At 57.4% G+C, this 16,960-nt stretch carries 9 protein-coding genes and 2 pseudogenes; 10 read left to right on the top strand and 1 reads right to left on the bottom strand.

Features of this window, described 5'->3' with window-relative positions; all coding sequences use genetic code 11:
• Positions 1-9 precede the first annotated feature (9 nt).
• The 9 genes and pseudogenes from EV660_RS18300 to EV660_RS19150 all read left to right on the top strand — a co-directional run.
• Positions 10-1,002 (top strand): helix-turn-helix transcriptional regulator, encoded by a 993-nt coding sequence (locus tag EV660_RS18300; protein WP_071479610.1) that lies wholly within the window; start codon positions 10-12, stop codon positions 1,000-1,002.
• Positions 1,003-1,174: 172 nt separating this feature from the next.
• Positions 1,175-4,339, top strand: coding sequence for an AAA domain-containing protein (locus EV660_RS18295; RefSeq protein ID WP_071479611.1), 3,165 nt, complete (start codon positions 1,175-1,177; stop codon positions 4,337-4,339).
• Positions 4,311-6,080: a coiled-coil domain-containing protein gene (locus tag EV660_RS18290; RefSeq protein ID WP_134014129.1), complete on the top strand. Its 1,770-nt coding sequence runs from the start codon at positions 4,311-4,313 to the stop codon at positions 6,078-6,080. The genes EV660_RS18295 and EV660_RS18290 overlap by 29 nt, the downstream gene beginning before the upstream one ends.
• 23 nt (positions 6,081-6,103) lie before the next feature.
• A complete protein-coding gene (locus EV660_RS18285; protein WP_071479613.1) occupies positions 6,104-8,116 on the top strand; it encodes an McrB family protein in 2,013 nt (670 codons plus the stop codon).
• A 290-nt stretch (positions 8,117-8,406) separates the two neighbouring features.
• Positions 8,407-9,612 carry a hypothetical protein gene (locus EV660_RS18280; protein ID WP_246028983.1) on the top strand — a complete coding sequence of 402 codons (1,206 nt, stop codon included), beginning with the start codon at positions 8,407-8,409 and terminating at the stop codon, positions 9,610-9,612.
• A gap of 5 nt (positions 9,613-9,617) precedes the next feature.
• Entirely contained in the window at positions 9,618-11,996 is a 2,379-nt protein-coding gene (locus tag EV660_RS18275; protein ID WP_071479615.1) for a hypothetical protein, read from the top strand.
• Positions 11,997-12,539: 543 nt separating this feature from the next.
• Positions 12,540-14,105: pseudogene (gene istA, locus EV660_RS18270) on the top strand (IS21 family transposase).
• Positions 14,095-14,958 carry an IS21-like element helper ATPase IstB gene (gene istB, locus EV660_RS18265; RefSeq protein WP_071479617.1) on the top strand — a complete coding sequence of 288 codons (864 nt, stop codon included), beginning with the start codon at positions 14,095-14,097 and terminating at the stop codon, positions 14,956-14,958. The pseudogene istA and the gene istB overlap by 11 nt, the downstream one beginning before the upstream one ends.
• A gap of 88 nt (positions 14,959-15,046) precedes the next feature.
• Positions 15,047-15,478, top strand: a pseudogene (locus EV660_RS19150) (SDR family oxidoreductase); the annotation flags it as partial.
• Here EV660_RS19150 and EV660_RS18255 read toward each other — a convergent pair.
• Positions 15,403-15,804 carry a VOC family protein gene (locus EV660_RS18255; protein ID WP_071479619.1) on the bottom strand — a complete coding sequence of 134 codons (402 nt, stop codon included), beginning with the start codon at positions 15,802-15,804 and terminating at the stop codon, positions 15,403-15,405. The pseudogene EV660_RS19150 and the gene EV660_RS18255 overlap by 76 nt on opposite strands.
• On the opposite strand from EV660_RS18255, the gene EV660_RS18250 reads away from it, so the two are divergent.
• Positions 15,803-16,732 (top strand): AraC family transcriptional regulator, encoded by a 930-nt coding sequence (locus EV660_RS18250; protein WP_084634670.1) that lies wholly within the window; start codon positions 15,803-15,805, stop codon positions 16,730-16,732. The two genes, EV660_RS18255 and EV660_RS18250, sit on opposite strands and share 2 nt — an antisense overlap.
• Positions 16,733-16,960 lie beyond the last annotated feature (228 nt).

Here is a 16,960-nt window from a genome sequence, read left to right as displayed (position 1 = left end):
GAAACGGCCATGTCATTTCAGAAGGCACAGGATCTGCTGAAGCTCGCGCATATTGCGGCGTCGCGCTTTCATGGTATCACAGTGAAGGAGATCGCAACAGAGTTCAGCGTGAACGAACGGACGGCCCAGCGCATGGTTTTTGCGCTGAAGGAACTTTATCCGAGCCTGAAACATACCACTGACAGCGAGCGCCGTCGCCGGTGGACGCTGCGCGAAACCAACAGGCTGGGGATGCAGGGGATCTTCGAGCATGAGCTGGCAGCGCTTGAAATGGCGATCCGGCGTGCAGAAAGGGAAGGTGCACCTTCAGAGGCCGCCTCTCTGCAGGCCGTCCGCGACAGGCTGGTGGCGAAACTGCCCACAACCGAGGCGCGGCGGACTGAGGCGAATGCAGAGGCGATGCTGGAGGTAAAAGGCTATGCCTGTCGCCCTGGCCCAAGGGTCAAGACATGCCCGGTCCATATGAGCATCCTCACCGCCGCGCTGAAGGGGCAGTTTCAGCTGATCATGTCGTATCGGGGCGCGCAGGATGCAGAGCCGAAAAAGCGCATTGTCGAGCCCTATGGGCTGCTCCTTGGGACACGTCACTACCTGATCGCGCGCGATCCCGCAAAGGGTGACGGCTTCCGACGGTTCCGCCTGGACCGCATTGCAAAGGTCGAAATGACCATGATCTGGTTCAAGAAGGAAAAGGATTTCGACCTTGACGCCTATGCGGCGCAGTCCTTCGGGTCTTTCCATTCGGATGTAGAATTCACCCGCGTCGTCTGGCGCTTCGCCCCGGCCGCAGCAGCCACCGCACGCGAATTCGTGTTCCACCCCCGACAGGAAATGGTCGAGCAGGATGATGGCGGACTGATCGTTGCCTTTGAGGCCAGCGGTCTCGTCGAGATGGCCTGGCATCTCTACCAGTGGGGTGATGCGGTCGAGGTAATCGAACCGGCGACGTTACGGGACTTGGTGGCGGGGCGGCAGAATGATGGGATTTGTGTGTTGCCGTGAAGAAGGTGCATTGAGTGCAATAGATAAGTCCTTGTTTCTCATCGCTGTATCCGACAATGTTTAAGGCAGAGCCTGATAACCGCTGCGCCGACATATGATGCGTCGAGCACTGTAGTTTTATGGTGCGTACTTTTGATGCTTGAAGAGAAATTAGAGGAAATGCGCTAGGCGTATGTCGATTGTCCAAAGAACCATTGAAGCCTTCCCGCGAGGCCGGACGACAGAGGAACTTCTTGTGCTTCTTGGTGCATCCTTTGATGCAGTGGAAAAACAATCGATCGTGTCGGAACTGGAGGCACTGGCAGCGTCCGGAGTGGTGCGCTTGGAGCGCAACGGTCGTTGGAAGCCTATCGCTGCACCCAAGCCAAGTGAAAACCGCACCTCTGACAATACCAACTCAACCGCGACAAGGCCTGCTCAAGAACTCCTCTATGCTGTCCCCTGTGCCATTGGCGCAGAGCTCAAACAGGCCGAATCTGAGGAAGTGGATGACATTGCGCAATCGTTGATCGATCCAAATGCGCTTTTGCGCTACTGGCGCTCGGCGCTACGTTCCGATCCAAGGGGTGCCATAACACAGACTCCGGACCGTCACGGCAGCCAATGGATTCTTGCTACAGGCATCGGTCCGATTGCACCCAATGAGGAGACGCGGCGGATAATCACGTTCTCACTAGACTCACTACCAGCGGATTTCAGGCAGGCACTCCTTCGCCGGGAAGCGAATGAGATGACTCTCGCGGTCGGCTGGCCAGTGATGGTGGGACGCAAGTCGGGGGTACCGGCTATCTGGCCAGTTGGTCTTTTGTCGGCAGAGTGGTCACGTACTGAGACGTCGCTGCGTCTGGTTATCGAAGCCGATGACGTTTTGGTCAATCCCGATTGGCTCGACGGTGCAGCCAGAACTGCGGGATGGCAAAGGACCGAGCTGAAAGAGATTTTTCTGCCGTCAGACGGCATTGGGTTGCGCGCGGATGATTTTGTGTCTCGGCTCCGAGAGGCGGCAGCCCGCCAACTGCGCGGTAAGATCACTGGTGTGCAGCTTGATTCACAAGTCGACCTGACCTCTACAGCCATCTATGATATTGCAGCGTTGTTTCTGCCAACTGAGTCGACGTTCACGGCGGGTGCGGTTCGTGATTTGGATGCGATAGCGTCATGGCCTGCTGAAGCACTGCGCAAAACCGCACTTGCCCCTGTTCTGTCATTACCCCACGACATTGAACCAAAGGTGATCCACGACATAAATGTGGGCCCCCTTAACGGAGAGCAAATAGAAGCCGTGCGTTATGCGAGCAATGCGCCGCTCACTGTCGTCACGGGGCCCCCAGGCACTGGAAAAAGTCAGGCTATCGTTTCGATGGCAGCTTCGGTTCTTATGAAGGGAGGGCGGGTGCTGGTCGCTTCCAAGAACCATCAAGCCCTCGATGCCGTCGAGGACCGCCTGGGTGGGTTGGCATCCGACCTGCCATTTCTTGTCAGGACGCTTGACCCTCAACGGGAGGTCGACCGGTCTGTGGAACAGGTGCTTGCCGACTTGCTGAATGAGACGGGATTGCGCCCTCGACCAGCTGATCCGGAGTTGATGGGACGGCTGGCAACGCTGTCCGCAGACCGGCGGCGCGCGCTCGATACCATTCGACGGCGCGCGGAGTTAGAATGCGAAATCGCTGAGTTGGTTGAACGAATAGGTGCTCGCGAACGCTTTGCTGCTGATGATGAGCGTCCAGTCGAACCGCAGCACGCAGAGACGAGCATTCTAGCGAGGTTCTGGCGCGCAGTCGCAGCGTTATTTGGGAGAACGTCAAGCATCCACGCCTCGTCTGACGGGGATGTACTACCGGAAGGTGCTCCCCTTTCAGCTTTGAGGGCTAGGCTTGTCAGCTTGAGGAGCGCTCGCGACGCTCTTTCCCCCGAAGGTGACCCAGTCACCCTTACCGACGATATCGCTGACATCGCGTCAACTTTACTGCCTGCGGTCCTATCGAATGTAGCTGTATTGCTCGAAAGTGAACGCCAAGTGCTGGAGGCGTCTCGTGCCGATTTCCAGTTTCACGGTGAACGTAATCTGCCCTCCGAGCTCACAAATGCGGTGGTGACACATCGGCCACTCTGGTTGGCGTCGGTACTTGGAGCCCCAAAACGAATCCCATTAGAGGAGGGGCTCTTCGATCTGGTCATTTTCGACGAAGCCAGCCAATGTGATATTGCATCAGCTTTGCCTCTTTTTGCCAGAGCAAAGCGAGCCGTAGTAGTCGGCGATGACCGGCAGCTTAGCTTCATTCCACAGCTGGGCCTAGCTCAAGATAGGAACTTGATGAAGGCGCAGGGCCTTCCAACCTCGGGGATGGGACGGTTCGCCCAAAGTCGACAATCCCTATTTGATTTCGCCAAGCGTGTCCCTGGCGCACCTCGCGTATTGTTGCGGCATCAGTACCGGTCAGCAGGACCAATCGTCGATTATATAAGCGATACTTTTTATAGTGGACAGCTGACTACCTCCTACGACCCGAAGACTATCCGGTCACCAAAAGGTCAGAAGGCAGGAATAGCATGGACGCACGTGCCTGGACCGGCTGCAACGCCGCGGGGAAACGTAAACACTGCAGAGGCTGAGGCAATCGCCAATCACGTCCATCTGCTTTTAGTGGAGCAGGGCTACGACGGCACTATCGGGGTTATTTCTCCGTTCCGCCCGCAGGTCCAGGCCATCGAAGAAACTGTGAAAGCACGTGTCCCGGCACAAAAGCTTGAGGGTGCAGAGCTTCGCGTCGCTACTGTGGATGGCTTCCAAGGGCAGGAAAGGGATGTGATCCTTTTTTCTCCGTGCCTTTCGACCTCCAGCGCGATCTCTGCTGTGACCTTCGTTCAAAAAGATTTGCGCCGACTGAATGTAGCGATTTCACGTGCGCGCGCCGTTGCACATGTGTTTGGCGATCTTGATTACGCTCGATCTGCCAAGGTTCGCGCTTTAGCTCGCCTTGCAGCCGTTGCGACCGAACCACGCCGGCGGTCTGGGGAAGGCGTGTTTGATAGCGAATGGGAGCGCAAGGTCTTTTACGCTTTGAAGCACAGGGGCCTTGATCCAGAACCTCAATTCGAAATCGCCGGTCGAAGGTTGGATTTCGCTCTCTTCGGGAAAACAGGTGTGAAACTTGATCTCGAGATCGACGGCCGACATTGGCATCAGGATTCCGATGGCCGCAGGAAAATGGCGGATCACTGGCGTGATCATCAATTAAAATCCATGGGCTGGCGCGTAAGACGGTTCTGGGTAGACGAACTTTCAAAGGATATGGAGGGTTGCCTTGACCTCATCGAAAGAGACCTTTCGTAGATCTCGCACGTTCAGCTATCTTGCCGGGGGGCTTGCTGCGCTGGGTCTTGTTGGCATGGGCGTGCTGGTGTTCCAGGTGCATGATCTCAGTGATCGCTATGGGCAGATTGAACGCGATATCGGTTATTTCACTGAGGAGCGTGAACGTCTTCGTCAGAGCCGTGATCAGCTTGGGGAGGAAATTTCGCGCTTTGACACCAATTTGCAGGCAGCTCGCGATGAGCTTCGGCAGGCTATTCAGAGCCGCGACGAAGCGCGGGGAGCTGAAACCGCTGCACTCGCCGCTCGCGATGCAGCACAAGCCGCCTTGGATCGTTTGCGTGAACAGGAAAGCTCGGCTCGAGAAGCCATAGCGACCGGGGAGCGGGAGCGGGAGCGGATCCGGGCATTGACCGCGCAGCGTGAGGAAATTGACCGGCTGCTAGCAGAGATGGATCGCCGAAGAGCTGAACTTGAGCAGGCAGTTTCTGGCTTGAGGGCGGAAAGAACAACGCTTTCTGATGCAGTTGAAGAGCTGGAGGGCCAACGCGAAGCTGAGACGGCGCGGGTCGAGACGCTCCGCGCGCAGATTGTTGGATTGCAGGCGCTGCGTCAGGAAGTCGAACAGCTTCGATTGGCAGAAGCAGATCTTCGGCAACGGATCGAAACCCAGCAAGCGGCTGCGGTGTCCATTGAAAGCAGAGTATCGGATGCCCAGTCCCGGCTCGAGGAATTGCAGGCGCAGTTGGCGGCGGAGACTGCTGCACGGGATGCCGCCGCACGCGACCGTGGTCTAGCTGAAGGCCAGCTCGGATCGCTACGAGCAGAAGTAGATGCGCTTTCTCGAACCTTGGGCGAGTTGCGCCGAGAAGAAGAGTTGGTTGCTGGGCGGCTACGTCAGTCCGAGGCCGCACGGCAGGCAGCAGAGGATACACGTACTCAGGCCGAGACGACCTTGGCAGAGACCCGACAATTGTTGGAGCGGGCATTGTCAGACAGGGCTTCGGCACTTGCAGCTCGTGATAGCGCGTCGGCTGAGCGTGCCCAAATTGAAGGTGATATCGAACGCCAAAGAGCAGTGCTCGCGCAGATCGAAGCAGCACAAGAACAGATCGCGGAGTTGACCGGCCAACGTGATGCTCTGAACAGTGAAGTCGAGCGGCTAAGGGCAAACAGGGCGTCATTGGATATAGAAGTGGAGGCTGCCAATAGCGACTTGCAATCTCTACGTGAACGCCTTTTCAGCTTGGCGGAACGGGTAGGGACCAGAGAAGCCGCCGAGGGGGAAGCCGCATCACGCTTAGCCACACTTCAAGAGCTGATCGATCAGGCAGAGGCACGCCGGGCATCATCGAATGACGCCCTTGCGGAAGCGCGCCAAGCCTTGGAAGCCACTCTCTCGGAGAGGGATGCAGCTATAACGGCCAGAACTCGAGCAGAGAATGAGCTTGCAGCGCTGGGCGAAGAGCTTGCGCGCCGCCAAGCGGTACTTTCGGTCGTCGAAGAAGCCGAAGAGCGCGCTACGGTGCTGTCAGCACGTGTTGAAAGATTGGCGGAAACCTTGAGGGCGCGCAGGGACGAGGTCGCGGAAGCGGAAGCTGATGCCGAAGCGCTGCGCGCCGATGTCCAGCGTGCGCGAGATGATAATTCAAGGCTCTCGGCGCAGCGAGCGGAGCTACTGGAGGCTGTTCGCCTTGCTGAGGAGCGCCTCCGTGAGGCGCAGAGCCCTAATGGCGTCACAGCAGTGCCCTCAACAGATTGAAAGTGACAAGAAGGATTTGATGCATGCTGACTGGAAACCCCCTTCTTGTTCTTATCGTCGTGGGCATCCTCGCTTTTCTTGCGGTCGTCCAATTCTGGTTGGCCACACGACATGATCACGCGGTCTCTATACAGGGGCCGCTCGAGGAAGAACGCGCCATTTTCGCCCGAATTGCTGAAAAACGAGCAACATTGGCCGATCTCGAACATGATTTGCAGAAGCGCCGAGAGGCACTGGCTGTGGTCGCGGACATTCAGGCCGAAGTCGATGCGCTGATCCGTAAACGCGACGAGGTCTTGGACGAGTGGAACCAGATGGAGGAGCGCCGGAACGAAGTGCTGGCTCTCCGAAGGGAGCTCGAGGAAGCGCAGATCGAAAAGCTGCGCTTCGATGCCGAACTGGCGGCGGCGAAAGCCGAACACGAGGAGATTCGAGAACGCTTGACCCGCGCGGAGCGTCTGCTTGATCAGGTTGACGATCTGCAGGAGCGACATGCTGAACTGACCCGGAAGATCGAAACCCTTCGATCTGAACTGCGGCGGCTTGAAGAAGCTCAGGAGCGAGTGGATAGGCTCGAGGCGCGGGCGCATGACCTCGAGAAGGAGGCCTCGCGGCTCGAAGGGGTTGTTGCCGCCCGCCAGTCGGCAGTTGTCGAAGCTGAAGAAACACTGCGCTCTGGTCAATCTGCGGTCGCGAGCGTCAGAGAAGCTTTGACCAAGGTTGAGGCGGAATTGGCCGCGATTGCTGTTGAGAAAAGAAGCGTCGAGGCCGACATTGATAGACTTCGCGAGGCACGCACTGTTCTGGAAGCACGCAATGCGCACTTGGAGCAAAAAACTGCGACAGCGGGCGGAAGTAGCATCGAGACAGACGATCCTCTTCGAGAATTGAAAGTTGTACCGCAAGTCGTCAGCGTTCTGAGAGACTGGAAGGAAAGCGAGATCATTGAGGAAAATGATGCTCTCCATAGGGTGCAGTTGCATTTCCGTGCGACGGGTCTGACTTACCCTGAGCGTACGCTTCGCGCCTTCCATACCGCCATGAAGGTCAACGAAAGCACCCAGATGGCGGTGCTTGCAGGCATCTCGGGTACTGGGAAAAGCCAACTTCCGCGCCAGTATGCAGCAGGCATGGGTATAGGGTTTCTGCAAGTCCCGGTGCAGCCTCGTTGGGACAGCCCGCAAGATCTTATGGGGTTCTACAACTATGTCGAGGGACGTTTTCGCCCGACCGACATGGCGCGCGCGCTGTGGGCGATGGATGAGTTAAATAATCCTGAAGGTGCGCTTGAGGATCGAATGCTCATGATCTTACTGGATGAAATGAATCTGGCACGGGTCGAATACTATTTTTCTGACTTCCTTAGCCGTCTTGAAAGCCGCCCGGCCGCTATTGAAGTAACTGATCGCGCACGCCGAAAGGACGCCGAGATCGAGCTTGAGATCCCCACTCCCGACGGCCAGATACCTCGCATCTTCCCAGGCTATAACCTCCTTTTTGCTGGAACGATGAATGAAGATGAAAGCACACAATCTCTTTCAGATAAGGTTGTCGACCGCGCGAACGTCATCCGCTTTGCAGCGCCAAGACAGATCGTGCGAGGTGCCGCACAAGGAGATCGTCCCGCTACAGAAGCGCTGAAGCGGAGCGTATGGGCCGGCTGGTCAAGGCCACGACGCGACCAGCAGGAGCGGGACGTCGCACAGGCGAAAATCGCAGATATGGTCGATCTGATGAAAGAACTTGGCAGACCGTTTGGTCACCGCCTTGGGCGCGCGATGCTGGCATATGTGGATCGCTACCCCGTTACAGAGGGTGTCGCAAACATCGTAAATCGTGCGTTGGCAGATCAGGTCGAAATGCGCTTGCTACCAAAATTGAGGGGGATTGAGGTTGAGGCTAAATCCCAGGAGGTTGATCGACTGAGGAGATTTGTCTCTGATCTTGGCGACGATTCTTTGAGCGATGCAATTAGGCAATCGGTAGAGGCAGCTGAGGCCACTGGACAGTTTGTCTGGCAGGGGGTGACACGCTGATGCGTCGGCTGATGCGGCCATGGTCTGGCCAAGAGATCGACCCTGCGATCCCATATGGACCCGCTGCGTGTTTGATAAGCGAAGCGGGACGGGAAGTGCCCCGGCAACTCGAGCATGCCGAACTTTTGTCGGGTGAGTTTAGAGGAGATGTGCGTAAGGTTCTTCTTCATCCTTATCCAAAAAGGGGCACGGGTCAGAACCCGCTACGCCACGGATTCCCAATTCGTCCGCCGCTCAACCGCGAGCCAAAAACGCCAGAAGAGGAATTTGCATCCGAGACGCTCAGGAGGATGAACGAGGTTCTTGCCCGTATCCAGGAGCTGGAAGACGCCTTGGACGACCCTGTTAACTTATGGCTGCGGCTTCGGGCTGCTTGGAAGCGGGCAGAAGACGAGGCTGATCCGAGGATGGCCGAGATCGTAAAGCAGTCGCGGGAAATCGGCCCGGTGCTGAAGGAGCTCGAACACCGAATACGTCGTGTGTTGCGTCGCACCCGGGAACTCACTCCTTTGGATAGGGTTCAAGAGCTTGATCGAGCCTCTATGCTCTGGCTTAGCCGTCGACCCGGACGCACCGTTGCTGAGCGAGCCGGACCGTCGCAGCGGATCTTGTCGACGGTGCGGCATGAGAACTTCGATACACTTGAGAACCGTGTTTTCCACGCCTACGTCCGAGTCGCCGCCCTGGTTGCCCGCGAATGGCTGCGTGAACACCGTCGCGCCCAGGGCAGCGACAGATACCGTCTCGTGGACACCTTTCGGCTCCGCTGCCGTGCCTTATCTAGGGATTTAGCAGAGCTCGACGTTGGCGTTGCAGAGCCTGGGATCACTCCGAATTATGTTCTCATGCAGGACAAGGGGTATCGCACCGTGCGTCTTGCATGGGAGCGCCTCATCAGACGCGAACGCATTCTCGACGACCTGTGGGCATGGCAAGCGCAGACTTGGACAGACTTTGCTGTCTTGGCGATCGTCCTTGCCATTGACGAACTGGAGGAATCACAGCCCATCGCGCAATCACCTATAGTTTGGCGTCAAGAAGCGGTCACTGGACGCTGGTTTGATCAAGACAGGCCCCTAGCCGTGTTTTGGCTGCGCGACACCGGGAGAGTTGTGGAAATTCAGTCTCGGCCTGAGACGCCGGGTCCTCTCCTGACACTTGCTCGGGCCCACGTCTCTCTCAGAATAACAGACCCCTCCCGGTCAGATTTGCCCCGCCGGGTAGCGGTCTGGACACCGCATGCTATGGGACGTCTCGATATAAACGATGACGCGTTGGGCGCTGTGAGTAGGATATTTGAGATAACGCAGCGCCCATCTTACGAGGTCATGCGCGATGGGTTAATACTTACACCGGCCCATGGAGAGGCGGAGCATGTGACGAAGACACTTGGATCAGCGCGTGTTGACGCTATCGCGCTGGACGCATCCGGTGAAACTCTTGGAAGTGGCATGCGGGCCCTTAGAGATTTTATCCGTCGCGACATCTGGCGGTGACGAAGATGGCAAATCGAAAGCTCTGTGGCTATGACGTGAATGGATGGAGGGATGGCGTTGCCCGAAACTGGGTCGCAAGGCCGGGCGATGAAGAGGAGATCGGGGTTGTTCGTGTCGTCGAGGGAGCTGTTCTTCCCGATGTCGTGCTCGCTGGAGAGGGTAGCTTGCAACGTTGGATTGGCGGTGCGCAAGCGGTCTTGGCACCACACGGGCGCGGTGGCGGTTGGGGTAAATTTGGTGATCCTCAACTGCGTCAGAGTATTCGATCTCTCATCGCGGATGAGACAAAACCGTCTAGCGTTCTTGCTGCTGCATTCACGGGTTTGGCGCAGGGAGCAAGCCATTCCGTAGCTGCAATAGCAGACACCGCAGCGACGACTGAGCAGCTCCAGGAACGCGTTTTCGCTGCCCTGAACGCTGCACGCGCGGGGAAGGCCCTACTGGTTTGGCGATCAGTCCTATCGGTGCTGTATGCGATCCAAAAAGGGAACCTGCAGGCGTGGATGCGCGATGGTGCCCAGATTGGAATAATTGGACATGTAGAAAAAGGATTTTCGTTTCAGACTCTGCGCTTGAGAGCAGAGACGCGCGAGAAAACCGCGCATCTTGTACCCGAGCGGCGCCAGGTTGGAGTGCAAATTGAATCCGCATTGGGATATGAGCGACTTGTGAGCGAGGCGCTGGCGCAAGTCACTGCATTGGCTCCTGACAGCCGTTCAGATCATTTCCGCTCTGCACGAGCGATCGGTCGACTTGCGTTCGGTCTGCAGTCGATTCCGGAACCGCTGCGAAAGGCGAACGGCGACTGGGACATCCTTTACCCGCCTGAGGAACTGCGGCCACCTAGGCTAGACCTAAACGCTGATTTTCGCGGAATGTTCGGTGGTTGTGATGCGGTGCTTTTCGAGAGCCTGACTGAAGGCAAAGTGCACCAAGAGATCGTGCATTCCATGCAAGCGCTCACTGAGCTGCCAATGATACCACTTCCCCCAACAGCAGTAGCGAAGGGTGCGCTTATCGCAGCGGAACGGTACGCGGCAGGTGAAACAGTATATCTCGACTTTTTGCCCCAGATCGCCACCATCGTGCAGGGCAGTGAAGGCGCGGTAAGCTATGACCTTATCGGAGAAGCGGAAACATTACCTGCCGGTAGTCTGTACAGAAGTCCTAAGCCAGCGAGGCTGGCGCTGCAGGCAGGTCAGGAGAAATTCCATGTTTTTCTGAATAAAGAAACACATCTGCAGCCAAGAAAAGCACTGGTTGAAGTTGGTTCTCCCTCGCCCGATCCCGCGCCTATCGATCTATGGGTCGAGCAGGTGCCGGCAGCTGGTCGCGCCAAAATACTGATGCAGGCTCCGACTTTAGCCAGGCAGTTTTCGGTAGATTGGGACGCTGCCGAAATCCTTGATCAGACTTGGGAGGAAGTGCTGGCCAACCTGGCAACACCACCTCCAACAATTCCGAAGCGATTAGTTCTACCTTGTGGGATGCATGCTTGGGAAGACTCTGCCCAAGGACCAGGACTGATCTCGCTCCTCGATGCGAGCGCGAGAATTAAGAGGCCAGACTGGGATGGCTTGGCAACTAAGTTGAGTTCCAGACCCTTCGGGCAATATTGTATTTCCAGCGACGGTGAAATTCCACATGAGGTTATGGGCGACGTGTTGGCCCAACTCGATGAACTGACGGTTCGAGCATTGGCCGAGATGCGGGGCATGGTTGCCGGCGATCGTGCTCCCGACACGGCGCCGCTGCGTTTTCTTACTTGGCAGTTTCGGCGGTGCCCTCCTGAAGTGGGAGAGTGGCTTCTTGATGCATGGACTGCTCGCACGCAGGGGCGATCCCATCCTCTCGCAACGACTGGCAATGCTTGGGTGCTGATCCGTCAAGGCTTTGGGCGGATCGCATCTCTGGCCGACCAAGAAAGGCGAGCCATCGAATTGCTACTCCGCTTTCCAAGTGAGAGGTGGTCATGGCGCGAGGAAACCGCTGCGATTGCGTTTCTTCTCTCTCGCTCGGATCTGAGCCCAACAATATTGGAACGAGCAGATGTCGAAACGCTGGGGGACCGGGTTCTAAAGGAGTTTCGACAGAGCGTTGGAACTGAATACACTAAATTCCAATATGCGCCGTTTCTTCTTGTTGGCCTTTTGCGCTGGCGGCTGAAGTCTTCGCTTTCTGTTGTTGTGGGCACAGATCAGCTGGCAGATAGAATGGCCAGGGCGGTTGAGGGTGTGGCTGATGATCTGTCAGAACGGAGGTGGTTGACGCCGAGATTGGAGAGAACCGCAAGGCGTTGGTTGCCGCTGCTAGAGCAAACGCTGGAGGAACTCCGTGGTGCCGGTGGAAATCCGGATCTTCTGACAGATATTTATAATGCATAACGGGACATTTTCTTCCGGAGAAGCGATCATGTTTACGCCGGGTGACGGAGTTCCATGTCAACGCCATGTCAACGAGCGGATGTCATTTTGCGATGTACAGCGACGGTGAATGCAGGCCAATGTCAGCCGGTATCAGGGTGGAGAATTCGTGAAATCAAAGGCTTGTCGGATAAGTTGTTGGTTTCGCTAAGCTATTGGAATCATTAAAGTTTAGGCTCATAACCTGAAGGTCACAGGTTCAAATCCTGTCCCCGCAACCAAATCTAACAACAATAACAATACCTTGCGCCCCGCCACACAGCGGGGCTTTCGCATGCCCAAAATCCGTGGAAGCACTGTGGAAGCAAGAGGCGCAAGGTTACAGGTGTGGCGAAGCGGCAACAGCCACACGCACACAAAATCTATCCCAGACCACCCGAACCACACAGCATGTTGATTGTCACTGAGATTTGACCCGGCAACCGCCAAAATTGTCACTGAGAATTGACCCATGTGCAACTTTTCCCTGGCGTGAATCAGCTGGGGATTATCGGAGTGATCGACATGGGATTTTTGAAGGTTATCAGGACATGGGCGCTGCGAGATAAGATGCCCATTCGCGAGATTGCGCGGCGCACAGGCATCGCGCGTAACACGATCAAGAAATATCTGCGGGCGGGGATTGTTGAACCTGCGTTCCAGACGCCGGATCGTCCGAGTAAGCTGGATCCGTTTGCCAAGCAGCTGACAGCCTGGCTTGTCTCGGATCAGCGCAAATCACGCAAAGAGCGCCGGACTTTGAGGCTGATGCACGCCGATCTGGTGAAGTTGGGATATGACGGTTCCTACGAGCGTGTTGCGGCCTTCGTTCAGGAATGGAAAGGCGAACGCCAGCGCGCGCAACGCACGACAGATCGCGGGGTCTTCGTGCCGCTGGTGTTCCAGCCTGGCGAGGCGTTCCAGTTCGACTGGAGCGAGGACTGGGCCTATGTCGGCGGTGAGCGCATCAAGCTTCAGGTGGCCCATATCAAGCTGTCGCACAGCCGGGCATTTCTGGTGCGTGCCTATTTGCTGCAGACACATGAGATGCTGTTCGATGCGCATTGGCATGGCTTCCGGGTGTTTGAGGGCGTGCCGGGACGCGGCATCTACGATAATATGAAGACCGCCGTCGACCGGGTTGGGGCTGGCAAGAAGCGCGATGTGAATGCGCGGTTTTTGCGATGACCAGCCACTATGTCTTTGATCCCGAGTTTTGCAATCCAGCCGCGGGTTGGGAACGAGCCATTGTGCGCCATTGGTTCAAGAACAATGGCGAGTGGACAGGTCGAGAAGAATGTGCGTGATGCGCGTCACCGGCTCTGGCAGCTCATGCCAGCCTTCCCGGACCTTGAAGCGCTGAATGGTTGGCTGGAAGAACGCTGCAAGCTTCTTTGGGCTGAGACAGCCCATGGCACACTGCCTGGCAGCATTGCCGATGTCTGGGAGGTCGAGAAGCCGACCCTGATGCCACTTCCCACGATGTTCGACGGGTTTGTCGAAGAGAGAAAGCGCGTGCCACCCACCTGCCTGATCACCTTTGATCGGAACCGCTATTCTGTGCCAGCCAGTTTCGCAAACCGCCCTGTCAGCCTGCACATTTACCCTGAACGTCTGGTGGTTGTGGCAGAAGGCCATGTCATCTGCACGCATGAGCGCATCATTGAACGATCCCACCGCCAGCCGGGGCGCGTCATCTATGACTGGCGCCATTATCTGGCAGTGATCCAGCGCAAGCCCGGAGCGCTGCGCAATGGCGCGCCATTCGTCGAGATGCCGGAACCCTTCCGCAAATTGCAGGGGAAGATACTACGTAAGCCAGGCGGAGACCGAGAGATGGTCGATATCTTGTCGCTGGTTTTGCATCATGACGAACAGGCCGTGCTGTGTGCAGTGGACCTGGCACTGGAGGCTGGCGTGCCCACCAAGACCCATGTGCTGAACCTGCTTCACAGGCTGGTGGACGGAATACCGACAGACCGACCCGATGTGACCCCACCGCCAGCCCTTTCTCTGAGCAAAGAACCCGAGGCCAATGTCGCGCGCTACGACGTGCTACGCACCACGGGAGGAACACGCCATGCGTCATGATCCAGCTGGAGCTGCCATCGTCATCATGCTGCGGAGCCTGAAGATGCGTCACGCCGAAGGCGTGCTTTCAGCACGACGCATGGCGCATGCTGTGCAAGATCTGCTTGAACAGGGATCACCCGCTTTCGAAGCATCCATGCCAATGTTGTCACAGCTGCTCAAAGCCGAAATGGCAGAACGCGAGGTGCGTTCCGTCGCCTATCACATGAAGGCCGCCCGCTTTCCGGCCTACAAGGACCTCTCCGGCTTCGACTTTGCCGCCAGCGAAATCCGTGAAGCCTTGGTGCGTCAGCTCCATCGCTGCGAGTTCATGGAGGCTGCCGAGAATGTGGTGCTGATCGGCGGCCCCGGAACCGGGAAAAGCCATGTTGCCACCGCCTTCGGCATCCAGGCCATCGAGCATCACCGTAAGCGCGTGCGCTTCTTCTCGACCGTCGAACTGGTCAACGCCCTGGAGCAGGAAAAAGCCCAAGGCAAGGCTGGCAAGATCGCAGAGGCGCTGGTGAAAACTGATTTGGTGATCCTGGATGAACTGGGATATTTGCCATTCAGTGCATCAGGCGGCGCATTGGTTCGTCGGGGATTTGATCCCCCAGATCAATTCCTGATCCTCCTCACTCCACCTGCTCGAGCCAAGCTCTACGAGCGCACCAGCGTCATCATCACCACCAACCTGAGCTTCAGCGAATGGGCAACCGTCTTCGGCGACGCCAAAATGACCACCGCGCTGCTCGATCGCCTCACCCATCGCTGCCATATTCTCGAGACCGGCAATGACAGCTACCGCTTCAAGGCCAGCTCTGAGACAGCGAAAAAGAAAAGGAGGGAAACACCAGCATTGACGACAGAATGACACGTAGAACATAACAACAGGGTGGGTCAGTTCTCGGTGACAATGCCGGGTCAAATCTCAGTGGCAAACAACACCGCATGGTCGTCTAGACCTGCATGTCGCCAATGCCGGCGCGGGCGAGATTGTGACGCTCGACGCAATCACCGAAGATCATTTCGACCGCGCATTCGATAGCAACGTGAAAGGCGTGACCGTCTCCGTCCAGAAGGCGCTGCCACATATGATGGAGGGTAGCGCGATCGTCATTGTCGGATCGAAATCGTCGATCCAGCCAGGTCCGGGCGCCAGTGTCTACGGCGGCACCAAGGCGGCGCTGCGCGCGATGGTGCGGGGCTGGGTGACCGAGATTAAGGGTTCGGGCGTTCGCATCAACGTCGTGAGTCTGGGCCCGGTGCTGCAATCAGCGCATGTGCGGTCGCGCCCGGTGTCCTTGCGGCCATCGCATCACCGCCCGTGCTGCCAAGACTTGAAGACGAATTCGAGGCTGTGGCCGTCCGGGTCCCTGACCTGCGCCGCGTAATAGCGCGGATCGTAGTGAAGCTGCGGACCCGGGGCATGGATCTCCGTCGCGCCGGCCGCCAAGGCCTGGGCATGGGCGGCGTTCACCATGGCTTCTGAGTCTGCGACGAAACCAACATGCACGGCACCGGGCGCGGCCGTGCCTTGCCGTAGCCAGAAGAAGACCCTGCCGTTGGCGCCGAAGCCCTTGAGGTCGGGATGTCCCGTCGGGCCTTCGGCGCCGTCATAGTCATGGCGAGTGGCGATCCCCAGGATTGGGAGCACTCTTTCGTAGAAGGCGATCGAACGTGCGGTGTCACCGACGGTCAGAAAGATGTGATCTAGCATGTGGGTTCCCTCAGATGATATAGCCGCCGCCGATTTCGATGTTCTGGGCATTAACCCAGCGGTTCTCGTCCGACAACTGGCCGGCGACCATGCAGCCGATATTCCGCGCATCGCCATGGTGCAGGGCGAGATCCCGGAGCATCAACTCGCCGCTGTCTACGATCCCATGGTAAATCTGATACTGACCGGCTCCAAGACCATGTCGGTGGGCAACCGCACGTTTCGCTACGATCCCGCGACATATTTCGTCATGTCGGTCAATCTGCCGGCGGTTGGCTCTGTGCATCCGTCTGTTGAAGGCGAGCCGTATCTTGCCATCAGCCTGACACTTGAGCCCGCGATCGTTGCTAACTTGCTGGCGGACCTACCCAAACCTGCTGGAGGCAAACTCTACAGTCCCGGTTTCTCGGTCGCGTCCGTGACGCCCGAACTGCTGGATGCCTGGCTGCGTATGCTGCGCTTGATGAAACGCACGGATGAGATCGCCGCTTTTGCTCCGGCTTACGAGCGCGCAATCCTGTTTCGGGTGCTGCAGGGGCCGCTCGGCTGGATGCTTCGGGATATCGCAACGCCAGAGACGGCTCTCTCGCGGATCGGCATAGCGATTCAGTGGATCAGGGAGAATTTCGCCGAGCCGATGCGCGTCGAGACCTTGGCGGAGATGGCGGCGCTGAGCGTTTCCGCATTCCACCGTCACTTCAAGGCCGTTACCGCACTCAGTCCGCTGCAATACCAGAAGCACGTGCGGTTGCTTCATGCGCGCTCACTTCTGATCGCCGGCGAAGGCAACGCCACATCCATGGCCTTCGGTGTCGGCTACGAAAGTCCGGCGCAGTTCAGTCGCGAATACGCTCGACAGTTTGGCGTGCCGCCTTCGAGAGACGCAGCGCGGCTCCGCCGCGGTGTTGGGATCCTCATGTCAGGATAATTTTCACCTGGACCAACGTCTCCGCACTTGGCTTGATCGGGTGTCAAAGCGTGGCGAGGCGCGCGGAACGATCCGAAAAGTAGTCGAGTGGCAGCTGGAGAACGTTGGATAGCAGGCCCATCCTATCCACCGAGTGAACCGCCCCGGGTTTACCGGAGGGTGATTTGTTCACATTTCAGGCGACCATATCGAGTGTGTTCAGGTTTGCATAGAACGCCTCCTCTGCTT

The sequence above is a fragment of the Roseinatronobacter bogoriensis DSM 18756 genome, from assembly GCF_004366635.1.
In the GTDB taxonomy this organism is placed as follows: domain Bacteria; phylum Pseudomonadota; class Alphaproteobacteria; order Rhodobacterales; family Rhodobacteraceae; genus Roseinatronobacter; species Roseinatronobacter bogoriensis.
This window is presented reverse-complemented; position numbering and strand designations above follow the sequence as displayed.

Coding starts and splice junctions, on each gene's coding strand:
- EV660_RS18300 (WP_071479610.1), top strand. CDS start 10: ATGTCATTTCAGAAGGCACAGGATCTGCTGAAGCTCGCGCATATTGCG.
- EV660_RS18295 (WP_071479611.1), top strand. CDS start 1,175: ATGTCGATTGTCCAAAGAACCATTGAAGCCTTCCCGCGAGGCCGGACG.
- EV660_RS18285 (WP_071479613.1), top strand. CDS start 6,104: ATGCTGACTGGAAACCCCCTTCTTGTTCTTATCGTCGTGGGCATCCTC.
- EV660_RS18280 (WP_246028983.1), top strand. CDS start 8,407: ATGAACGAGGTTCTTGCCCGTATCCAGGAGCTGGAAGACGCCTTGGAC.
- EV660_RS18275 (WP_071479615.1), top strand. CDS start 9,618: ATGGCAAATCGAAAGCTCTGTGGCTATGACGTGAATGGATGGAGGGAT.
- istB (WP_071479617.1), top strand. CDS start 14,095: ATGCGTCATGATCCAGCTGGAGCTGCCATCGTCATCATGCTGCGGAGC.
- EV660_RS18250 (WP_084634670.1), top strand. CDS start 15,803: ATGTGGGTTCCCTCAGATGATATAGCCGCCGCCGATTTCGATGTTCTG.
- EV660_RS18255 (WP_071479619.1), bottom strand. CDS start 15,804: ATGCTAGATCACATCTTTCTGACCGTCGGTGACACCGCACGTTCGATC.